The following is a 22,944-nucleotide window of genomic DNA, read 5'->3' on the forward strand; positions in this document are numbered from 1 at the left end:
TACTTGATACTAGCGACTTGATACTATATACTAGCTTCCTTCTCCGCCTTATACTTCCCTTTGCTTTTTCTAATATTCACAGCCACAACTTTATATTCGGGGCACATGGCTTCACTATCAGCAACGCTGCTGGTGATATCGTTCATGCGTATTTCGGGGAAATGGAAAGTAGAGGATAATATACCAGGCAAAACTTCATCGGTTATATGTGCTTTCACATCAATTTTGCCACGGGCACTTTCTATACAAACCCAATCGCCTTCCGTAATAAAATGCTTGGCTGCGTCAGCAGGATTAATCATTAATGTATCTTCGGTTAATATTTTTGCATTATTGGTTCTGCGTGTCATGGTACCACAATTATAATGTTCCAATTCACGATTGGTTGTTATAATATAAGGAAATTCTTTTTTGTTGATGACCAATTCTTGGCTCTCTTTCCAATCGGCATTTTGGAATTTTCCTTTGCCGCGTTTGAAAGTGTCTATATGCAAAATTTCAGTATCGGAACCATCGGGCAATACAGGCCATTGCTTGCCTTGGTCGCCTAGTTCATTCCATTTAACTCCTGCAAAGAAAGGAACTATTTGTGCAATTTCTTTTAATACAGTTTCGGCATCATAATCAGGTTCGTTAGCACCCATTTTGTTCATGATGTCTATAATAATTTGTCCATCAGGTTTTGTCCCTTCAATGGGTTCGACTACCTGATTTACACGTTGAATTCTGCGTTCGCCGTTTGTAAATGTTCCACTCTTTTCTAAGAAAGAAGCAGCAGGCAAAACTACATGGGCAATCTTCGCAGTTTCGGTCATAAATATTTCTTGTACTACAAGCAAATCCAATTTTCCCAAAGCAGCTTTTACATGATTGGTATTAGGATCTGTTTGCACATTATCTTCTCCCATTAGCCACATAGCTTTCATTTCATTATTCAAACAAGCATCATACATCTGTGGGATTTTTTTACCTACATACATAGGCAATTTTGCATCATAAAAATCTTCATACATTTTATGATATTCAGGATTGGTTACATCATAATAACCTGCACCTTGGTGTGGCTGGCAACCCATATCTGCTGCACCTTGCACGTTGTTTTGTCCACGCAATGGATTTACTCCTACACCACGTCGTCCGATGTTTCCTGTTATCATAGCAAGGTCGGCAATAAGCATAACTGTATAGGTGCCTTGTGAATGCTCTGTAACACCCAAACCATGAAATGACATTGCATTTTCAGCACTTGCATAGGCAATAGCTGCTTTGCGTGCAAGCTCTTTATCAACTCCTGTTATAGTAGAAAGGTCATCTATATTATTTGCAAGAATTTGTTTTTTGAAATCATCATACCCCTCGGTACGTGTTTCGATGAAATCCTTGTCCTCCAAGCCTTCGCTGATGATATAATATAATAACATATTCATCATCGCTACATTGGTCCCAGGTTTTAATTGCAAATGATAAGTAGCATATTTCGCCATTTCTGTTCTACGAGGATCTATTACAATACTAGGTCCTTTCATGGCAAACTGTTTCAATTTTGCACCAGTTACTGGGTGTGCATCGGTAGGGTTTGCACCTATCACCATTATACAATTTGTAAAGTTCAAATCTATTACAGAATTGGTAGCAGCACCTGTTCCAAAAGTACGCTGCATACCAAGAGCAGTAGGAGAGTGGCAAACACGAGCACAACTATCTATATTATTAGTTCCAATAGTTTTTCTAATAAATTTCTGCATTAAATAATTCTCTTCATTGGTACAACGTGCAGAAGAAATTCCGCCTATTTGATCAGGCCCGAAATCATTTTTAATTCTTGTTAATTCATCAGCTATATAGGTATATGCTTCATCCCAAGTTGCTGGAACAAGTTCTCCATTTTTACGAATTAAAGGTGTACGCAAACGTTCAGGATGATTATAAAACGAAAATGCAAAACGCCCTTTCAAACATGTATGGCCTTTGTTTACATCGGCATCAAATGGTGCTTGTATACTTTTTACTTTTCCATTTACCGTAGCAACTTCTAAGTTACAACCCACACCACAATAGGTACATATAGTTCTTGTTGTTTCTGCTTTGGCTATAGATTTCGATTCGAATATATCACTGATAGCAGAAGTAGGACAAGCCTGAGCACAGGCTCCGCAGCTTACGCAATCACTTTCATTAAACGTAACTTCCGATCCTTTTACTATATGACTATCAAATCCACGACCTGCCATACTTAATACAAATTGTCCTTGTACTTCATCGCATGCACGCACACAACGGAAGCAATTTATACATTTGCTCATATCGGAAGTCATATAAGGATGACTCAAATCTTTTTTTCTATCCAGATGGTTTTTTCCTTCGGGATAACGCACATCACGAATTCCAACTTTGGCAGCAACTTCTTGTAGTTCACAATTATTATTTACCTCACAAGTCAAGCAATCTAAAGGGTGGTCGGTAAGTACCAACTCTATAATATTCTTTCTTAACTTTTGTATACGATCGCTCGAAGGATATATATAAGAACCTTCCATAACTGGAGTATGACACGATGCTTGTGCTTTTGCTTGGCCATTTTGCTGTAAAGCTACATCCACGCTGCATACACGGCATGAACCAAATGGCTCCAGATTGGGGGCATCGCATAAAGTAGGAACTAATTCTTCTCCAAAATTTCTTTTAATAAATGATAATATACTTTCACCCGGTTTTATTTCATAGGGCACATTATCTATATATGCTACTTTGATATCGACTGCACTGCCAGCATTATTAGGTAGTGAAGTTTTTTCTTTCATTACTGTTTTTTCATTTTTATCAGTAATTGTATTTATGCTGTCGTTTTTAATTCCCATGATATTATATATTTAAAGCCCCTCTATATCTCCCCTCAGAGGAGACTTATATAGTGGAAACTGTGATGATTCATTGATAGTTTTTAAATTATTTATATTATAGTTATTATTTAAAATAAGGTTTTAATTCATCATCAAAATACATGAGTGCATTTCTGATAGGAAGTGGAACGCCCCCGCCTAAAGCACACAGAGAGCCAATCTCCATGGTCTCTATCAAATCGGTCAATAATGTTTTGTCTATTTTATAATCGCTCGTTCTTGCCTTGTTTAATAATTCCTGACCACGTGTACTTCCCAATCGGCAAGGGAAACATTTGCCACAACTTTCGTGTGCTGTGAATTCAAATAAATGTTCCAAATATTGTATCATAGGAAAACTATTTGGTAAGCAAACTATGGATGCATGTCCCAATAAAAATCCTGTTTGATTGAAACTTTCGAAATCCACTGTGAGTTCATTAATTTTGCTTACGGGAACCATTCCACCTAACGGACCGCCAATATGCAAAGCTTTAATCTCGGCATTAAATCCTTGTCCCAAATCATTTACCACAACTGAAAGTGGTGTACCCATATCTACTTCATATATACCCGGGCGATTGAAAAATCCATCTAAGGAAACCAATTTCGTTCCTGTAGATTTTCCTCTTCCGATGGCTGCAAATTTTTCGCCCCCTTCACGCATAATCCAAGGAACGCATGCAAGTGTTTCTACATTATTTACTACAGTAGGTTTATTGAATAACCCTTGCTGGGCAGGGTAGGGCGGGCGTACACGCACTTCGGGTCTTTGTCCTTCGATAGAGGAAAGTAAGGCAGTTTCTTCGCCACATATATATGCACCTTGTGCTCGGATAACTTTAAAATTATAACTAAATCCAGAACCTAATATATTTTCTCCAATCAGGTTTTTCTCTAATAGTTTTCCAAGTTCGTCTTCTATAATATCGATACTTTCGGGATACTCACCACGAATATATAATACTCCCGTAGCTGAACCAATGATATAACCAGTAATAATCATACCGAGCAAAACTGCATGTGGCCTTTGCTCGAGCAAGTACCGGTCGCTATAAGCACCAGGGTCGCCTTCATCGGCATTGCATACTACAAATTTGGTATTGCTGGGTGTATTTTTACAACTTTCTAATTTGAACGACATGGGGAAACCTGCACCACCTCTGCCTCTCACACCCGATGTTTTGAGTTCAGCCAATAATTCCATGGGGGTTTTCTTCAGACAATCAGCCAATATTTTATAGAATTCATCAATACCCGGAAATTCTTCTGTGAGCACTGGAGTACCTAATGATTCCACATGATATTCATCTGTTGGTTTTGCTTCTCCTTTGGTAATTTGTTCGATTTGTTCGATGGCATCGCCTGAATAATTTTTTCCATCATAATAGAATGAACTGTTTTCGTGACAGCGGCCAAGGCAGCACATTTCACCAATTTCATTCGCGGCAAAATGTTTCTCTATTTTTTCGTGAACTTTGTCCTGTGTTCCAGCAGTCATGCAGGAGCTGCCATTACAAATATATATCTTTTTGCCTTTGTTTGCTTCACGGGTAAAATCGTAAAACGACGCACTGCCATATACATTGGCTTTACCTATAAGAAACTCATCGGCTAGTTTTTCTAAGTCTTGCTTGTTCGGCGTTCCTTCTGATTTTGCAAGTATTCCAAGTTCTTCAAAAAGATTTTCCTGTAGGCCCTTTCTGCCTGATAATTCACTTATATTCTTCGACATTTCTTATAATAAAAAGAGGATTTATTTTGATTGCGATTTATTGATATTTCAAAACAAAAATACGCAATTTTTGCAATATTTCTATTTTTTGTTTACTGGGCAAATTTAATGATTTTTAATCCTATTGGTTTTGCAGAATTTAAAGGTTATGCACAGGGTGTAGATTTGTGTAGACCGTTTCTGTCATTACTCAATACACTGGTTGTATAACTCCTTATATGGTGGGCGATAGAACAGACATTGGCAAATCTAAAAGTTATATGTTTTAATTTGATCCTTAACGAACCTTTCAAATAATCTTTTTGTTGAATCGGGGGCGTTTAGAGTCTTTAATAAACTATCAGTTATATTAAGGTTTTCAGCTATATCAACAGTATTATTTGCCATTAGCCTTTTCCCATTCAATTGTAATAAAATGCAACTAGATGGATAAGTCTTTTCAATATGATATGAATCCAATTTCAATTGCTTAAACTGAATTTGGTGCAGATGTATTAGTTTGTTCAACTATCAATTTGTTCATGCCTGGCTATATATTTTTTAACAATTTTTATTGAACTGCAATTAGCTAGCAGCAACTAGATTATGCACATCCGGATTATTCTATTCATAATTTTTGCAATGATTTTCCATACCCACATTTGCGAATAATACCAATTCTTCGTTATCATTCGGTAGCGAAATATTTTTTTAAAATCGCAATCCTAATTTTTCAAGTAGCTTAGGAGATTGTTTGTTTTCCTTCATTGTAATAGCAACAATTCTTTCATTTTTCAAATTTTAAAAAGCATCATCCAAAATTGCTTTTGCCGATTCATACGCATATCCTTTTTCTTCATATTCTGGCAAAAAAGCAAAGCCGATATCATTATCCTCCAACCCCTCTCTTTTCAGCAAACCACAAATCCCAATTGGGGTATCATTATTTTTCAATGCCACTTTGTATAATCCAAAGCCATGAATTTCATAGCTTTTTATTGGGCCATTGATAATATAATTTTGGGCATCATCCAAATTCTTAATATCCCTGTCGCCAATATATTTAAGCCAAGTAGGACTGTTCAGAAGTTCGAAAATAAATTGGCTGTCATCTGCCTGCAAAGCCTCGATACTTAATCGTTCAGTAACTCAATGCCCGCAAATGTCGGGATTACTTAGAACTTTAGGAGAAAATGAAACATATATATGCTCAGAACATATTATGAACTAAGATGTCCGAGTCACCCTGCAAGCTTGCGGGGCCGCCAACCACAACCCAAGCAGAAAATGACAATGCATCTGGATTTTAATTTGACACAGGAAACTGAATGGCCACAATATATTTATGCCCCTTATCTGACATAGTTTCAATTACTTTAAAATATTGAAGCAACCCTTTGTAAAAAAAATTGTCTATTAAACTTAAGCAATTACTAAAACATGAAAAAACTCATTTACGCAATCCTAATTTGTTTCGTTTCTCTCACTACCTTTCAAAAAGCAAAAGCACAAGTTTGTTGGGCAAAGGCAATCCCTTATGCAACTTTTTGGGACAGTTGTTCCAATAATAAAGCATCACTCAACGCTTATATCTATTTCAAAGTAAGCACAAGCTGTTTTAAATATGAATGGACAGTAAACGGAAATGTGGTGGATAGTAACTATCTGCTGCATTATAATATTACCCAAAATGGTTCTTACAATGTTTGTATCAAAATAAAAGATACCTGTAATAATTGTGATACCACCATTTGCAGCAAACGCACGATTACCTGTTTTAACTCAACTTGCAACTGGGCTGCCCGTTATCCCAATACTTATTTTAAAGACACTTGTTATAGTGACACTGGAAGGTTGACAGGATATGTTTCTTTTAATAGCAATTTAAGTAAATGTTTTAAGTATGCATGGACACTAAATGGGAATAGCATTGGCACAAATTCATTATATATTTTATATAATGTTACACAAAACGGAACTTATAACCTTTGCTGTAAAGTAACCGACACCTGTAATAATTGTGATACAACATTTTGTAGTAGCCGTGTTATTAGTTGTATCAGTAATAAAACTTGTAACTGGGCAACACGAAATCCTTATGCAACTTTTTGGGACAGTTGCACAAGCGGTGCCCAATCGTTGAATGCATATATAGTATTTAAAAATTACAGCACCAGTTGTTTCAAATATAAATGGAGCGTTAACGGAACTTTAGTAGATAGTAATAAATATATTTTCAACTATCAAATTACACAAAATGGTACCTACGAATTATGTGTAAAAATAATTGATACCTGTAATAATTGTGATACCACCATTTGCAGCAAACGCACCATTACCTGTTTTGGTAATAACTCAACTTGCAATTGGGCAAGTAGATATCCATATTTAAATCACTTTGATACCTGTACCAGCACGGTGCAATCGCTTAATGCTTATGTAGCTTTTAAATATAGTACAAGTTGTTTTAAATATCAATGGACTGTAAATGGGAATAGTGCCGGCACCAATTCGAATTATATTAATTATTCAATCAAACAAAATGGTACTTATGAAGTATGTATTAAAATAACGGATACTTGCAATAAATGCGATACCACTATATGCAGCAAACGCACTTTCAGTTGTTTTGGTAACAATTCTAACTGTAATTGGGCTAGTAAGTATACATATACCTATTTCTGGGATACCTGTAATAATACAACCCAGTCGCTAAATGGTTATGTATCTTTCCAAAGCAGTAGCAGCAGTTGCTTCAAATATTTGTGGACGGTGAATGGGAATAAGGTCGGGACTGGATATAAATTTAATTATCCTATCAGCCAAAATGGTTATTATAATGTGTGCATAAAAGTAATGGACACCTGCAATAATTGTGATACCACCATTTGCAGCAAACGCAACATTACCTGTATCGGTAGCAGCTCGAAATGCGATTGGGCAAGTCAAAAAGTATATACATATTTCTGGGATACTTGTAATAATACCACCCAGTCGCTCAATGGATATGTATCATTCCAAAACAGTGGTAGCAGTTGTTTCAAATATTTGTGGACAGTAAATGGAAATGTTGTGGGCAAGGGGCTTAAATTTAATTATCCAATAAGTCAAAACGGTTATTATAATGTATGTTTAAAAATTACGGATACTTGTAATAATTGTGATACCACTATTTGCAGCAAACGCTCAATTACTTGTTTCGGAAGTAGCTCTACTTGCAATTGGGCCAGTAAATACCCTTATGTATATATTTGGGATAGTTGTAATTCTAAATCAAATACAATCAATGCCTATGTTTCATTTAAAGCGAAAGGATGTTTTAAATATCAATGGAAAGTTGCAGGAAACAGTGCAGGTAATGACTATTTAATGCAGTATGCTATAACCAAAAACGGGACATATATAGTATGTGTGAAGGTAACCGATACCTGCAATAATTGTGACACCGTTATTTGTGTTTCGCATGTGGTAACCTGCTTTACCAATAATACTACCTGTAACTGGGCATCTCGCTACCCCTATACTTATTTTAAAGATACGTGTAAAAATGGCTCTGCTAGTTTGATAGGAAATATTTCATTCAATAGTAATTTAGCCAAGTGTTTTAAATATCAATGGTCAGTGAATGGTTATGATAAAGGTACTAATATAGCTTACTTTAATTATTCAGTTACACAAAATGGCACTTATAATATTTGCGTGAAAGTAACCGATACCTGTAATAACTGCGATACCACTTTCTGCAGTTCACTTGTTGTCACTTGTTTAGGAAACAGTAACAAATGTAATTGGGCCAGTAAAACACCTCATGTATATGTGTGGGATAGTTGTAAATCAAGTATATCTTCTGTGAATGCCTATGTGTCGTTTAAAGTAAATGGATGTTACAAATACCAGTGGACTGTAAATGGAAACAGTGCAGGCAATGGTTATATACTGAAATATGCAATTTTTAATAATGGCACTTATAAAATATGTGTGAAGGTGACTGATACTTGCAATAATTGCGATACTACCATATGTACTTCACGTACCATTAATTGCTTTAATGGACTCAACTATATAGACCAAACAGAGGGAATAAAAATATATCCTAATCCTACACAAGGTATCGTTAAACTTGAGTGGAATAAAGGTAATAGCTCTTATGTAATATATAATGTTGCGGGGCAAAGTTTATCAACAGGCAACTTAACCAATGGGGCTCAAACGCTTGATTTATCAGCATACCCAACAGGCTTATATATTTTACAAGTAAAAACAGCCGATGCAAACATAAGCAAAAAGATATTCTTGCAAAAGGACTAAGAAGGCAGCGAATAATAAATAATTAATTGGAAAAAGTCAGGCATTTATGTCTGGCTTTTTTTGTGCGAATCGGCGAAGTTGTGTCGAGTGGAAAACACCCGAAACTGCACAATAGCATTCTGCTCCATACAGCTATGATGCCTTAACTTTGTAACGATATACCACAATGAAGAACCTTTTTTGTTCCCTTTTCAATTTATATAAATCCGTCCATACCACTATTGTTTCCATTAATTTCAATTTGAATTCTAAGGTCACCTTCTTTTCTATTTTTGTTAGCTTCTATATTTTTGTCTTCAATCTGTTTTTCAATTTCGAAACAATGATAATGATAAATTGGAATTAAAATAACAGTTGCCATATTTCGAATGTCGCCAGTATCAATATATAATTATACCATTCTTAAACTAAAATAGTCTTTGGACTATTTTAGTTTAAGAATGGTAATGCCGAACTAATCCCGAAAGCATTCGGGATTAGTCCCTTTCTTTTGGACTATTATATATTGAGTTTCGGTATAAATTTGAACCCATAAGGACAAGAGGTATTATATATAATACTTTTTTCAAAGATTCTTAAAAGGATCAGATGACTTTTAATAATACCAAAGGTACGCTGCTCATAACTGCTATTCGTCGCGGCGAACTAACTTCTAACTTCCAGGTATAAAGTACGCGTCAGCACTTTTAACTTCCTACCGCTTTGTACTTTTATAGCCGTAAGTGTCCCCCATTCTCAGCGTCGAACCAAATCCACTACCTTATCAAATGCACCGTACCATTATAATGAAACCATTTACCTTCAAAGTTTCTGATATTCACTTGGTATACATATACATCTACTTGGCATTCCTCATCTTTAAATTTTCCATCCCATCCAGGTAAGCGGTCTTTTGAGTAGAAAACATTTTCGCCCCAACGATTAAAAATATATATTTCAAACTCACTATAATTACTTGCCTCAACCCAAAAACGGTTGTTCTTAATGGGGCCAAATGGATCGGGCGTAAACGCATTGGGTATAAATACGAGCATCTCAGGCCCTATACGCACAGTCTGTTCGGTTGAGTCCACGCAGCCATATTCGGTGGTGGCTTTCATAAAAACTATATAAGTTCCTGTATCGGTATTTGCATACCAATAGGTTGGATTTTTATCGGTAGAGGTTCCATTTAATGGGTCACCGAATTTCCATTCCCATTTGGTACTGTCAGTTACAAATTTACTTAAATTAGCAAATCTAATTCGGGGCAATGCAATGGTAGCTTTTCTAGGTTTGGGTTCGAAGTCGGCAATGGGGTTTGGATAAACTTCTACTATATTATTCCATACCATAGTGCTATCGCAACCTTGTGGCGATGTAACTGTTAATGTTACAGTAAATTTAATTACTTGATTGGTTTTATTAATATATAAATGTTTTACAGAGTCTTTGTCGGCGGTAGTTGCATTATTTAAAGTACCACTTGCTGGGTCGCCAAAATCCCAAGTATATATACAATTGGGGATTTGTGAACTGGCTGCAAAAACCGCATCTAATGGGGAACAGCTCTTTTGCAAAACCAAAGGTGTAGGAACTGGAACTGGAAAAATAAATACGGTATAAGTATCAATTGCCAAATTGCAGACTCCATTGCCAGTAGTTCTCACTTCTAATAAAAAGAAGCCATTGGTTATATCAGTAGCTGAAGGTATATAACCCGTTATTGTGTCATTTGGTGCAATAAATACACCTCCGCCTGAACTAAGCCAAGCAACCCCACTAGCATTTTTAAAAGTGCAGCCTACGGTAAAACTTTCACCTGCACAAAGTGCATTAACGGGTTTAATTTTGACAATTGGTGGTTCTATCACATTAAGCGTCATAGAGTCCTTGTTTTTACAACCCGTATTTGGGTTAGTATATAAGAAAGTAAGTTTATGTGGACCGATACCCCAGGTGCCTGGACTAAATGTACTATATGGAGCTATGATAGTGTCTATCATCCATACCACCCCAGGATTATTATACATTGGTAAATTCCAAGGTATACTGTCAAAGCATATATCACGGTCAGGTTGGATATCAACTAATGGAACTGGGTTAATTGTAATTTGGAAGGTATCAGAAACGGGGCAACCAAATCCATCTACATAAAATATAAGATTGGAAGCAACAGGCGAAGCTCCAACATTGTTAGGACTTAAAACAAGTGCAGGGTCGAAGGTACCTAATATAGAATCTAAAACTCCTGTGCCATGCCAAGTACCTGTGATGGGGCTTGCCTTGGTAAGTTTCCATAAATCCTGAATACCATCGGTGCAGCATAAAGGACTAGGAATTATTCGTGCAACAACAGGAATTGGTTTTACAAAAAATGAAAGTGTATCAGATGCTTTACATGAGTTAATATCTACATACTCATAGGTGATAATATGTTGGCCTAATCCTGCTAATTTAGGTTTGAAATACCAACTTGTACCAGTCTGCACAATACCATTACCACTCCATTTTTGACCAAGTGTTGAAACAGGATTGCCTCCTGCATTGGGGTAGGCTCGATTGTCAAGTTTCACAGAATCTTGATTGATACAAATACTCAACGGTTTGATTTTTATCGGGGGCAGTGGGTCAACGATTAATTTAATGGAATCAACTTTTTTGCAACCATAATTTGTAAAGCAAGTTATAATACAATAGGGCCCATTTTGTTTGGTGCCCCATGCATAGGTTGCTCCTAATTTTTTGATATCAACTTCATTTTTCACTGTATCCATACATGATTTTAATAAAGAATCAGTAGCCGACCATTGCCAAGTGCAAATGCTCTTGATACTTTGTCCTGTTATGGAGTCATAGGCATTTTTTAAAGTTAGTTTTGTATTATATCCTTTGTCAACACAGCCCTGAAGTATTTCCAAATCCAATTTGGGTGGACTTTTTAAATCAATTTGCACCGTGTCCCAATTTTCGCATGATACATTATCATAAGTATTAATTCCGTGCAAAACCAATTGGGTTGTTGCGGTAAAAGACATACGTAATGAATCACCAATATGTATTAAGTTGCCAGTAGCAAGGTCATACCAAATAATAGAATCGGCACCAGTGGGTTTAATATCTGTATAGTCACCATAGCATTGGTATTTGTCGGGGCCCGCATTTAATTTTACTTTGGGATTAAAGAATGCACAAACTGTATCTCTACCCACGCAGCCCGTTGAATCATAAACGGTAGCGACCAAGGTGATAGAGTCCCACACAGTTATATATCTATTAGTGCCAATAGTAGTATTGGTGGCCATGTCAGTCCATATATAAGCTTTCACATTACCCGTGCCATTGTTATCGCCCGCATCGAAAGTAATACTATCGCCTTTACATACTCTTTTGTCGGGGCCTAAGTATACAGGCGGTGGCGGCATAATAGTCAATATCATAGTATCATACGAAACACAATCGAAACTGTCTTTTACCATACAAGCAATATAAGTAGAATTGAAAGTGTCTATAGCGAAAGTTGATAATGTATCACCCGCTGCTCCAGGTGACCAAAGGTATCTGAAAGGTTTAATACCGTCCGTTACTTTTGCTTTTAATGAAAGGGTTTTACCAGCACATAAGATAGAATCGGGGCCAATATCGACCGATACAAAAGGAGGTATATCTATGGTATCATCATACGCCATGGTGCAGCCATTTACTGTTACCTCACATCGTATAATATGTTGCCCACTTGTATGAAACTGGTGAACTGTATCTTGTACATTATATTTGGAGCCGCCAGGAAAAGGTACAGTCCATTGGTAAGTGAAAATTTCTTTCGCTTTATTGAGATTTAGTGGCGTGGCTTCCATTCTTAAAAGACCGCATGCCAAGTTAGTATATTTTCTAGATGCTTTGGGATTTTTCTTAACCAAGATAGAATAGCTACGCGAGAATTGACCACTAAGTGGACAAGCATCGTCTATTGCTTTCACAGTAAAAAAGTAGGGCGTATTGCTTGCATCTTTATCTACTGTTTGCCAACAGAAATCGAACTCCTGTTTTTTGCTGCCATTGAATTTTGAAGTAAAGGTGCCTTTGGGTATGCCATAATTCCAAGTGAGCCGCACGGTGTCTTTCGAATCTGGGTCGCTCGATTTTATTCCACTGAAACAGATGAGATCGCCTGCACACCCTACCTGCGATGCGGAGGGCAAGCTAGGTGCCTTATTGGTGCAGTTGGCCACAATAATTAATTGCATGTCTCGCCGAGTCAGTCCTATTTGCACCATCTTCCCATTGGAGTCTTTTCGCCATTCTTTCAAATCTATCACCACAACTGCCGATTGTTGTTGCATAGGTTTAAAACATAAGTCACCATTTATTGAATCTAATAACCATCCTTTGCAGGTTTTGTCATTGTATTTTTTTGTGGTGGGGAAACCATCATAGTATAAAGGATATTGGTAAGTATATGAACCTACATAGGTGCATTTAGAATTCAAGGCATTATATGCAGGAGCCATGTGATAGGATATAGAATCAAAGTTGGAAGTATCGCGTGCTCCATTATTGAAACATATACAATTGCCCACACAATACATAGCTACTGGGTCATTGGTTAGTGTAGGAGAATTATTGCAGGGAGTTATACAACGATTAAGTTCAGCATACGAAAAAAAGACTTCCAATGCACAACAAGTATTAATGGCTGCATTGCGGTTAGCCTGAGAGTATGATACCCGAAATTTACAACAATTGGTGCCTGTAAAAACTACCGTTTGTGTGAATATTACTTTTTCAATTCCATAAGCAAACGAACAAGCAGCATTGGTACCATTAGGTTTCCCATCGGCATTGCAATTATTGTGGTCGCATTTAGAGCAACTGGTTTTACAAACTGGGGTAATATCCTTGCAGGATATTTGGGTCATGGTATAACTGGAGGTATACGAACATCCAATTCCATCTATAGTCATTTGTATGGGGCTAAGTTGCGAACCTTTACAGTCTTTAAAAACCCGAATAATAAAATCGAAAGTGTCTTTGCCGCGACATGTATACTCAATGTCAGCCCCCATCATGTGGGTGGCCTTAGTTTCTCTGCATTGGATTATACAAATGAAAAAGAGTAATACAAGTAAATTTTTCTTCATCAAGAAACCTTAATATTCACAATAATTTAACTTCAAATAAACAATTAAAAAACGATTTAACAAAATTTGTTTTAAAACACTATGACTGTTGGTCTGTGCATTAGGTTGCCTAACTGTGTGAAACTAGTCTAAAAAATGAATAAATTCTTTTGATATTTAGCCTGCGTAGTTAAGGCCGATAGATATCCTGCGGTGTAGGACACCTACAGCGAAGAATGAGATTATAGGCACTCAGCGTAATATTTGTCCCAATCATATCCGAAAAACCCAGAATGGAAGGATAGAAAAAATGTTAAAAAAAGGAATAAATCCTCCACTATCTATTTAATTGTATTTGTTTTAGTCTTTTATACTTTCTACTATATACTATCTACAATTCCAAACACTTCCTCAACTATCCTTTTATTATATCTTTCGTAAGTGAAAAGTGGGCCTTGCTTGGTAGCTTCTTTTGAAATGCTTTCCGATAGTGTTCTGTTATCCAAAAGTAATTGAACATTATTTTTTATTTCTTCAGGAGATAAGTTTTGCAATACCAATCCGTTTTGCAAATGTTTAATATATTGCGTAAGTGAGGATACATCAGTAACAATCGGTATGCAACCATGTGCAGCCGCTTCCGAAACTACTTTGGGGAATCCTTCGCTACATTCGGTAGGTAACAATAATAAATGAGCGGCACTATATAATATATTTAATTGTTCACGCCCTAAACTTCCCGTAAGTTCTATTTTTTTTTCTAAGATTGAAATATGTTTTTTTATCTTTTCAAAATCGAGACCATTTCCTGCTAATTTCACCCAACCAATTTGTTCCCAATATTTATCATCTAGCAAAAGTAAACCTTCAATTAAGCGACCCACTCCTTTTGGTATTTCTATACGTCCAACAAATAGTATATTAAGTTTGTCATTAAATTTTTTTGATTCGGCTGCTTTGTTTGCTTTCACTAATTCCTGTTCCGAAAAACAAGGATTTTCAAAAGCCAAAACATGTGGCCGCTGGTCAGGCCATTTCCCATTTATAGTTACTTTACTGTGCTTGAGACGCAGCATGAAACGTTTTTGGATGTCGTATGATTTTGGTGGATTTTCACTGGCCCAGTTGCCTGCGAATTTGTGCCAATAATGTCGTTTATGGTCTATAAAATTATATAAAAGTACTAATAAGGAAGGAATAGATGGAGCACGGGTATGCACATATTTGGCATGCTTCAAATGTTTCCATATCGTGAGCCAATAGGACGGGAGTGCAAAAAGCTGCTTCAATTTATTAACTAATCCATTTCCACCAGATAATTTTAAAGGAATAGCTGTAATTTTCCCAGTACTATCATAACGGCTCCCTCCCAGTAACATATCAGTTCTATTGAAACCAATCCAAGTAATATTTTCAAAAATTTCAGTTAAATGCTCTACTTCACGCAGGGTGGCTTCAAAAATGCGTACACCTTGTCCATCGTGGCACATCGGTGAGTCGCTTATAATTAATAGATGTTCTTTTTTGGGCATTTGTATCATGCAAAATTATGGGGCAGTAGGCGATATAAAAAATAAAGTTATATAACGGTTCACTTTTATATAGGGGCATTGAATAGGAATAAATCCTTTGAGCAAAGCATCATAATAATTGTCAATCTTGGATATATAATACCAATTCTTAATCAAAAATAGTTCTCCGCCTGTGGCGGATTTGGTTTGTAGCATGGTAATGCCGAACTACAATACATTTAGTCCCTTTCTTTTGGACTTTTATATATTGAGTGTCGGTATAAATCATCGAAAACCCTAACGGTGATTCGCCGCGGCCAATCACTGAGTATTTTAATATTTAAACAAAATGAATAAATTCCCAATCTCTCCGCCATTTTGACCTGTTATTAAATTGTTCGCTTACTGTGTCAAAATTAATTGCAGTTTTGTTTTTGAACTTCTTCTGTGTAAACTTTTCTAACAGTCAAACACTTGTGGAGCGGCCTGTATTGCAAAGCATACAAAATATTTTTTTGTGTAAAAGAACAGTTTCTGAAAATAGGAATTATCTTTGTAATATTGAAGCCCGAAACTAATTCAGTGGAATTACGTATATATTTGTAAAAAAAATTAAGATTTATGGAAGCTAAGTTTTCGCCCCGTGTTAAAGATGTCATATCCTTCAGTAGAGAAGAAGCCATCAGGTTGGGTCACGATTTTATTGGATGTGAGCATTTGCTGTTGGGACTTTTGAGAGAGGGTGATAGCAAAGCCTTACGAACCATGCAGGCATTGGATGTGGACATTGTTCGCGTTCGCAAAAATATTGAAGATAATATTCGCCACATGGCCACCGGCCGCATCAGTAATCTGGCCAATATACCTTTAACCAAACAAGCCGAGAAGGTTTTGAAGATCACCTATCTCGAAGCTCGAATTTTTAAAACCGATGTGATAGGTACGGAGCATTTGCTGCTCTCTATCCTTCGCGACGAAGACAATATGGCCTCACAAGTTTTGGGTCAGTTTGCAGTTAATTATGAAATTTTTAGAGCTGCTTTGGAAAATAATATCGCCGATATCAAATCGGAATTGCCAACAGATTCGCCCGATGATTATTACCAGGAGCGTAAGCCCAATGAGCCCAATAAGCCTAGTAAACCCACGGATATTAAATCAAAGACTCCTGTGCTCGATAACTTTGGTCGTGACCTAACCCGTGCAGCCGAAGACGGAAAATTAGACCCCATAGTAGGAAGAGAAAAAGAAATTGAACGTGTATCGCAAATATTATCACGCCGTAAAAAGAACAATCCTGTATTAATAGGTGAGCCTGGTGTTGGTAAAACTGCTATCGCCGAAGGTTTAGCTTTAAGAATATCGCAACGCAAAGTTTCAAGAGTATTATTTAATAAACGTGTAGTTACTTTAGATTTAGCATCATTAGTAGCAGGTACCAAATACCGCGGACAGTTTGAGGAACGCATGAAAGCAGTGATGAACGAGCTTGAAAAATCGCCCGATGTGATTTTGTTTATCGATGAAATACATACCATTGTTGGTGCTGGTGGAGCAAGTGGTTCCTTAGATGCTTCCAATATGTTTAAGCCCGCATTGAGCCGCGGTGAGATACAATGTATTGGAGCTACTACTTTAGATGAATATCGCCAGTATATAGAAAAAGATGGAGCCTTGGAACGTCGTTTCCAAATGGTTTTAGTGGAGCCAGCCACCGAGGAAGAAAGTATTGAGATATTGCAAAACATTCGTGATAAATACGAAGAACATCACTCGGTTTCTTATACCCCCGAAAGTATTATAGCTTGTGTAAAATTAAGTACCCGTTATATGGCAGATAGATTTTTGCCAGACAAAGCAATTGACGTATTGGACGAGGTAGGGGCAAGAGTGCATTTGAACAATATACATGTACCTCAAAATGTATTAGACCTCGAAAAACAAATTGAAGAAATTAAGGTTCTGAAAAACCAAGTAGTGAAAAGCCAAAAGTATGAGGAGGCTGCCAAATTACGTGACCGTGAAAAGAATCTGTTGGAAAGTTTGGATATCGAAAAAGCCAAATGGGAAGAGGAAACTAAGAACCAAAAATTCAATGTGCTTGAAGATGATGTGGCCGACGTTATAGCCATGATGACGGGTATTCCTGTAAAGAAAATTGCACAGAGCGAAAGCAACCGTTTGTTGAAAATGGGTGACGATTTGAAAGCCCGTGTAATAGGACAAGAAGGAGCAATATTGAAATTGGCCAAAGCAATTCAACGTACTCGTGCAGGATTGAAAAATCCCAATAAACCCATCGGCTCATTTATATTCTTGGGACCAACAGGTGTGGGCAAAACAGAGCTTGCAAAAGCGTTGTCGCAATACTTGTTCGACACTGATGACGCAATGATCCGCATCGATATGAGTGAGTATATGGAGAAATTCGCCGTGTCGCGTTTAGTAGGAGCTCCTCCAGGATATGTGGGTTATGAAGAAGGCGGTCAGTTGACAGAGAAAATTCGTCGCAAGCCATACTCGGTAATATTATTGGACGAGATAGAAAAAGACCATCCCGACGTGTTTAACTTATTGTTGCAAGTTTTAGATGAAGGATATTTGACGGATAGTATGGGTCGCAAAATCGACTTTAGAAATACGATTATCATAATGACTTCCAATATTGGTTCACGTCAATTGAAAGACTTTGGCAGCGGTGTTGGTTTTAATACATCTGCCAAAACAGATAATACAGAATCGCATACCAAGAGTGTAATAGAAACAGCCTTGAAGCGTTATTTCTCTCCTGAGTTTTTGAACCGTATTGATGATGTGATTATTTTTAACCAATTGGAGAAGGAGCACATGCTTGCTATTTTGGAAATCAATTTGAAAAAATTGTTCAAGCGTATTGAGCCTATGGGATTGAAAATTACCGTTACCGATGCAGCAAAAGAATTCTTGTGCGAAAAAGGATATGATAGCGATTACGGTGCAAGGCCTTTGGGACGAGCAATTCAGAAATTTCTTGAGGATCCCGTAGCAGAAGAAATGCTTAAGGCTGAAATAAAAGAAGGCGAAATAATAGAAGCTGATTATATAGCTGGGGCTGATGAGTTGACCATTACCATCAACCGCAAAAAGAAAAAGAAAGAGTCGCCCAAAAACGATTAATACTTTTGAAAATTAAAGTACTTTGTATAGGAACCCTTTCGCACAAATACTTGGGCGAAGGGGTTTCTTATTATATACAAAAGCTAAAACATTATGGACGCTTTGAGCTGGTGGAACTGAAGGTACCTAAAAACAAACAAACTGAAGATGCTGCTCAAGTTAAAAAAAATGAATTTGTTTTATTTGGAAAACATATAAACGCAGGCGATACGCTTATTCTACTGGATGATAAAGGGCAACAATTCGACTCGGTGGCATTTGCAAATTATATCCAAGTACAAACAAACCACACGCCGGGGAATTTAGTTTTTTGTATTGGAGGAGCCTTTGGTTTTGATGATGAATTATATAAAATTGCCAAAGCGAAAATATCTTTTTCCAAACTTACTTTTAACCATCAAATTTTCAGGTTGATATTGTTTGAGCAATTGTATAGGGCCTGTTCTATTTTGAAGAATGAACCCTATCATCATGCCTGATCAATCATTTAGTTTTAAACAATTTAGCATAAGGCAAAATTATGCTGCCATGAAGGTAAATACCGATTCTGTATTGCTAGGTGCTTGGGCTGCAAATATGATGGAGGGTGAGGAGCGGAAGTTATTGGATATTGGAACAGGCACAGGATTGTTGTCGTTGATGATGTTGCAGAAAAATCATAATTTGGAGATTGATGCAGTAGAAATTGATTCAGAAGCCTGTAAAGACGCAGCATTTAACTTTCAACAAAATGAAAGCACTATGCGATTATATCATCTAGATTTTGCAGAATTTAAGGAAACAACGCATCAAAAGTATGATATCATTATTTCCAACCCGCCCTATTTCGAACCTATTAATTTAAGTAAAATTAATAATACGCAATGGCCTGATGCACATAGGGCTAAAGCCCGTTTTCATGATTCACTTCCTTTTGAAACTTTGGCTGATGCGAGTAGTTTATTAAACGCGAAGGGGAGTTTTTTTTTGATTATCCCGATGCTGTTTTTACAAGAAATTGAAACTTGCTTTAAGAATAAAAAGCTCCACAAACAGTATTATACATTTGTGAAAACGATTGAAAACAAAGGAGTGAGCAGGGTTTTATGTAAATTTGGAAAAGATGAGGTCCAATTCGACCAAGACCAATTAATTTTGTACCATCAAAACATTATCAAAACTTCCGCTTACGAAAGCTTGGTAGGAGACTATTATTTGTAATAAAATGGAACTAAAAGAACATATCAAAAACATGTGCTTATATAACCAATGGGCCAATGAAAAGTTGTTTGGTGCAATTCCTTTGGAGCTTGCTGATGTGGAAATTAATAGCAGTTTTAGCAGTATACGAAAAACTGTTTACCACTTGTGGGATGCGGAAACAGTATGGCTTGAACGGCTAATGGATAAGCCATTGACCCCGTGGCCCGCCACTGCAAATTATACAGGTACTTTTGCAGAATCGTTCACATATATAAAAGAACAAGAAAACACTTACATACAATTTATCGAACAAGCAGATTTATCGAATAGGATTACCTATAAGAATTTAAAAGGAATTGAGTTCTCTAGTAGTTTTTTTGAAATATTATCGCATGTGGTTAATCACAGTACCTTTCATAGGGGACAACTTGTTACGATGCTGAGACAAGCTGGTGTAACACAGATTCCGGCTACAGATTTAATCGCATATTATAGAAAATAGTATTTTGCAAAAAAACGGAATCATACCTTCAAATCCCTTGTTTTATAATATCCAAAATAAAACAGTATTATATACCAAAGATTTGCCTAAACATAATGGGCCTTATGATTATAGAGCTATATGCATTTATGCTGCTTGTGGTTTTTTTATGGATGATGATACATACTATACCGATATTAAGTATGTAAAGCCTGCTTCTAAATATTCGATAAATGATGGCCTTATAACCATAGAAGATAAACCCTATTTCGAGTGGTATTATAAACCACGAGATATCACTTTGGGCCAAGCTGTGGAAGAGTTTACTGAACTGTTTCACGATATATTAAATACAAGCACAAAAAATAAAAAAATCATACTTCCTTTGTCAGGGGGATTGGATAGCAGAACTTTGGCAGCGGGATTGAAAAACCACCCGCATCTTTGGAGTTATTCCTACGGATTTAAAGGGGGAATAAAAGAAACACAGTATAGCAATAAAATTGCAAATGCCGAAAAATTTGCCTTTAAAGCTTATGAAATAGAGGAAGGATATTTATGGAACTCGATAGAGAAATTGGCTGTGATAAATGGCTGTATGAGTGAGTTTACCCATGCACGACAGATGGCTGTGATTGATGATGTGAGTAAACGCGGCGATGCATTTGTGCTAGGGCATTGGGGTGATGTATTGTTTGATGGCATGGGTGTTCCTGATAATTTGAGTTTCGATGAACAGGTATCTATCTTATACAAAAAAGTATTGAAAAAAGGTGGAAGGGAATTGGGAATGGAACTTTGGCGTTTGTGGGAATTGGAAGGAGATTTCGATACGTATTTAAAAGAAAGACTCAATTCAGCTTTAGATAAAATAAAGATTGACAATTCAAACGCAAGAATACGTGCATTTAAATCTACACATTGGGCACCGAGATGGACAAGTACCAATTTGCAAATATTCTCCCGCAATAGCGAAAATATATTGCCCTATTATAATGACAGAATGTGCGAGTTTATTTGTGGAATCCCCGAGGACATTTTATGTGGAAGGCAAGTGCAAATCGAATATCTCAAAAAATATGCACCAGAATTGGCTAAAATAAAATGGCAAGCTTACGATTTGAATTTGTACAGTTATAAGCGTTTCTATCATTGGAGTAACATACCCAATAGGGCTTATAATAAAGTTTGCAATATAATTCAAAAGCCTAAAATTTTAAGGAATTGGGAATTGCAATTTGTAGGCGATAAAAATGAAGCTAAATTGCATGAATATATATATTATAAATCACTTCAGCCATTAGTCAACGAAAATGTGGTCAAAAAATTCGAAGCTTTATTCCACCACGAACCTATTAAATATTCGCATGCATTAAGTATGCTTTTAACGCTTTCCTTATTTACCAAGTTAAAAGAAAGTTAAATTTGCAAAAGAAAAAAACTATAGGACTTGTGGTTGCTCAACCACCTATCTATACAGAAACGTTTCTGTTAAGCAAAATACAAAACCTTATTGACGATGGTTTTACAGTAATTATTTTTTCTAATTTAAACCGTAAGAATAATACAAATGCTCCACTATATAGCTCTTATACTGAGTTGCGGTTATTTCAATTATTGTATAAAGTACCCTATATCGCTTTAAAAATTATACAGAATTTCAACACCATTGTGCGATATAAAAAATATATAAAAGAGCTTTATCCATCAACTATGGCTCAATTCAAAAATATATTTTCCAATTTGCATATATTATTCAATCCTGTTAACCATATACATTTTGAATTTTCAGTATTAGCAGTAGGGCGTGAATATGTGGCAAAAGCAATGCAAGCTAAGATGACCGTGAGTTTCAGGGGATATGATGTAAGTATTTCCTTACTTAAAAACAAAGGTTCTTTTGCAACTGTTTGGAAAAATGTTGACGGTGTTCATACCATTAGCAATGATTTGGTAAAACGTGCTCTTAAACACGGTTTGAACCCTAATACACCGGTTACCAAAATTGAACCAGCTATTGATTTGACGAACTTTGCACCCACCAATATTACTTGGGGAAATGTATTAAATATTACTACAACGGGACGAGTATCGTGGAAGAAAGGCTACCAATATGTGTTTGCCGCTTTAACTTTGCTGAAGAAAGAAAATATTGATTTTATATATCATATTATTGGAGGGTTTGAAGAACCAGAAAAAGAAGAGTTCATTTTTTTAGCTCATTATTACCAATTGGCAGATTATATTATATTTCATGATAAAATGGGACGTGAAGAGCTGAATGCTATTTTGGATAAAACCCATATATACTTGCAGTACAGTGTGCAAGAAGGTTTTTGCAACGCTACATTAGAAGCACAGGCCAAAGGCTTACTTACCATAGTGTCCGACGCTGGTGGCTTGCCAGAGAATGTCGTGAATAACAAAACCGGTTGGGTGGTTGCAAAGAGAAATCCAGTTGCTTTGGCAGCTAAGATAAAGGAATTATATGATATGCCCGAAGATAAGAAAAAAGAATTCTCTAAGAATGCGATATTACATGTTTCTCAAAATTTTGATATAAGGAAGCAGCAGGATTTGTTCAGAGAATTTTTTAATATTGCAACTTGATTTA

Annotated in this window: 13 protein-coding genes and 1 pseudogene; 7 read left to right on the plus strand and 7 right to left on the minus strand. The window is 36.5% G+C overall.

Going from position 1 to position 22,944, the window contains the following annotated elements; translation table 11 throughout:
- Positions 1–23: 23 nt before the first annotated feature.
- The 3 genes and pseudogenes from fdhF to SGJ10_01955 form a co-directional block, all read right to left on the minus strand.
- Entirely contained in the window at positions 24–2,801 is a 2,778-nt protein-coding gene (gene fdhF, locus SGJ10_01945) for a formate dehydrogenase subunit alpha (protein ID MDZ4756887.1), read from the minus strand.
- Between the two features lie 163 nt (positions 2,802–2,964).
- Positions 2,965–4,614, minus strand: coding sequence for an NADH-ubiquinone oxidoreductase-F iron-sulfur binding region domain-containing protein (locus SGJ10_01950; GenBank protein MDZ4756888.1), 1,650 nt, complete (start codon positions 4,612–4,614; stop codon positions 2,965–2,967).
- A 690-nt stretch (positions 4,615–5,304) separates the two neighbouring features.
- A pseudogene (locus SGJ10_01955) lies at positions 5,305–5,724 on the minus strand (GNAT family N-acetyltransferase).
- Between the two features lie 309 nt (positions 5,725–6,033).
- On the opposite strand from SGJ10_01955, the gene SGJ10_01960 reads away from it, so the two are divergent.
- Positions 6,034–8,901: a T9SS type A sorting domain-containing protein gene (locus SGJ10_01960; GenBank protein ID MDZ4756889.1), complete on the plus strand. Its 2,868-nt coding sequence runs from the start codon at positions 6,034–6,036 to the stop codon at positions 8,899–8,901.
- Positions 8,902–9,097: 196 nt separating this feature from the next.
- Here SGJ10_01960 and SGJ10_01965 read toward each other — a convergent pair whose 3' ends face one another.
- The 4 genes from SGJ10_01965 to SGJ10_01980 form a co-directional block, all read right to left on the minus strand.
- Positions 9,098–9,262, minus strand: coding sequence for a hypothetical protein (locus SGJ10_01965; protein ID MDZ4756890.1), 165 nt, complete (start codon positions 9,260–9,262; stop codon positions 9,098–9,100).
- Positions 9,263–9,656: 394 nt separating this feature from the next.
- Complete coding sequence (locus SGJ10_01970; protein ID MDZ4756891.1) at positions 9,657–14,021, minus strand: gliding motility-associated C-terminal domain-containing protein; 4,365 nt, start codon at positions 14,019–14,021, stop codon at positions 9,657–9,659.
- A gap of 359 nt (positions 14,022–14,380) precedes the next feature.
- Positions 14,381–15,532 (minus strand): glycosyltransferase, encoded by a 1,152-nt coding sequence (locus SGJ10_01975; GenBank protein MDZ4756892.1) that lies wholly within the window; start codon positions 15,530–15,532, stop codon positions 14,381–14,383.
- 15 nt (positions 15,533–15,547) lie between these two features.
- Positions 15,548–15,727, minus strand: coding sequence for a hypothetical protein (locus tag SGJ10_01980; GenBank protein MDZ4756893.1), 180 nt, complete (start codon positions 15,725–15,727; stop codon positions 15,548–15,550).
- Positions 15,728–16,132: 405 nt separating this feature from the next.
- On the opposite strand from SGJ10_01980, the gene SGJ10_01985 reads away from it, so the two are divergent.
- The 6 genes from SGJ10_01985 to SGJ10_02010 are packed head-to-tail and all read left to right on the plus strand — an operon-like array spanning position 16,133 to position 22,940.
- A complete protein-coding gene (locus SGJ10_01985) occupies positions 16,133–18,667 on the plus strand; it encodes an ATP-dependent Clp protease ATP-binding subunit (GenBank protein ID MDZ4756894.1) in 2,535 nt (844 codons plus the stop codon).
- A 5-nt stretch (positions 18,668–18,672) separates the two neighbouring features.
- Positions 18,673–19,146, plus strand: a complete 474-nt coding sequence (locus SGJ10_01990) for a 23S rRNA (pseudouridine(1915)-N(3))-methyltransferase RlmH (protein MDZ4756895.1) — start codon at positions 18,673–18,675, stop codon at positions 19,144–19,146.
- Positions 19,124–19,867 (plus strand): methyltransferase, encoded by a 744-nt coding sequence (locus SGJ10_01995; protein MDZ4756896.1) that lies wholly within the window; start codon positions 19,124–19,126, stop codon positions 19,865–19,867. The genes SGJ10_01990 and SGJ10_01995 overlap by 23 nt, the downstream gene beginning before the upstream one ends.
- 4 nt (positions 19,868–19,871) lie before the next feature.
- Positions 19,872–20,351 (plus strand): DinB family protein, encoded by a 480-nt coding sequence (locus tag SGJ10_02000; protein ID MDZ4756897.1) that lies wholly within the window; start codon positions 19,872–19,874, stop codon positions 20,349–20,351.
- Between the two features lie 4 nt (positions 20,352–20,355).
- Positions 20,356–21,753: an asparagine synthase-related protein gene (locus tag SGJ10_02005; protein MDZ4756898.1), complete on the plus strand. Its 1,398-nt coding sequence runs from the start codon at positions 20,356–20,358 to the stop codon at positions 21,751–21,753.
- Between the two features lie 2 nt (positions 21,754–21,755).
- On the plus strand, positions 21,756–22,940 hold the full coding sequence (locus tag SGJ10_02010; GenBank protein MDZ4756899.1) for a glycosyltransferase family 4 protein: 1,185 nt from the start codon (positions 21,756–21,758) through the stop codon (positions 22,938–22,940).
- Positions 22,941–22,944: the final 4 nt, after the last annotated feature.

The organism is Bacteroidota bacterium, from assembly GCA_034439655.1.
GTDB lineage: Bacteria > Bacteroidota > Bacteroidia > UKL13-3 > UKL13-3 > CANJUD01.

What these genes read in the sequence shown, in the direction of transcription:
- SGJ10_01995 (MDZ4756896.1), top strand. Translation starts at nt 19,124, where the DNA reads ATGAACCCTATCATCATGCCTGATCAATCATTTAGTTTTAAACAATTT.
- SGJ10_02000 (MDZ4756897.1), top strand. Translation starts at nt 19,872, where the DNA reads ATGGAACTAAAAGAACATATCAAAAACATGTGCTTATATAACCAATGG.
- SGJ10_01960 (MDZ4756889.1), top strand. Translation starts at nt 6,034, where the DNA reads ATGAAAAAACTCATTTACGCAATCCTAATTTGTTTCGTTTCTCTCACT.
- SGJ10_01985 (MDZ4756894.1), top strand. Translation starts at nt 16,133, where the DNA reads ATGGAAGCTAAGTTTTCGCCCCGTGTTAAAGATGTCATATCCTTCAGT.
- SGJ10_01975 (MDZ4756892.1), bottom strand. Translation starts at nt 15,532, where the DNA reads ATGCCCAAAAAAGAACATCTATTAATTATAAGCGACTCACCGATGTGC.
- SGJ10_01965 (MDZ4756890.1), bottom strand. Translation starts at nt 9,262, where the DNA reads ATGGCAACTGTTATTTTAATTCCAATTTATCATTATCATTGTTTCGAA.
- fdhF (MDZ4756887.1), bottom strand. Translation starts at nt 2,801, where the DNA reads ATGAAAGAAAAAACTTCACTACCTAATAATGCTGGCAGTGCAGTCGAT.
- SGJ10_01980 (MDZ4756893.1), bottom strand. Translation starts at nt 15,727, where the DNA reads ATGCTACAAACCAAATCCGCCACAGGCGGAGAACTATTTTTGATTAAG.
- SGJ10_01970 (MDZ4756891.1), bottom strand. Translation starts at nt 14,021, where the DNA reads ATGAAGAAAAATTTACTTGTATTACTCTTTTTCATTTGTATAATCCAA.
- SGJ10_01950 (MDZ4756888.1), bottom strand. Translation starts at nt 4,614, where the DNA reads ATGTCGAAGAATATAAGTGAATTATCAGGCAGAAAGGGCCTACAGGAA.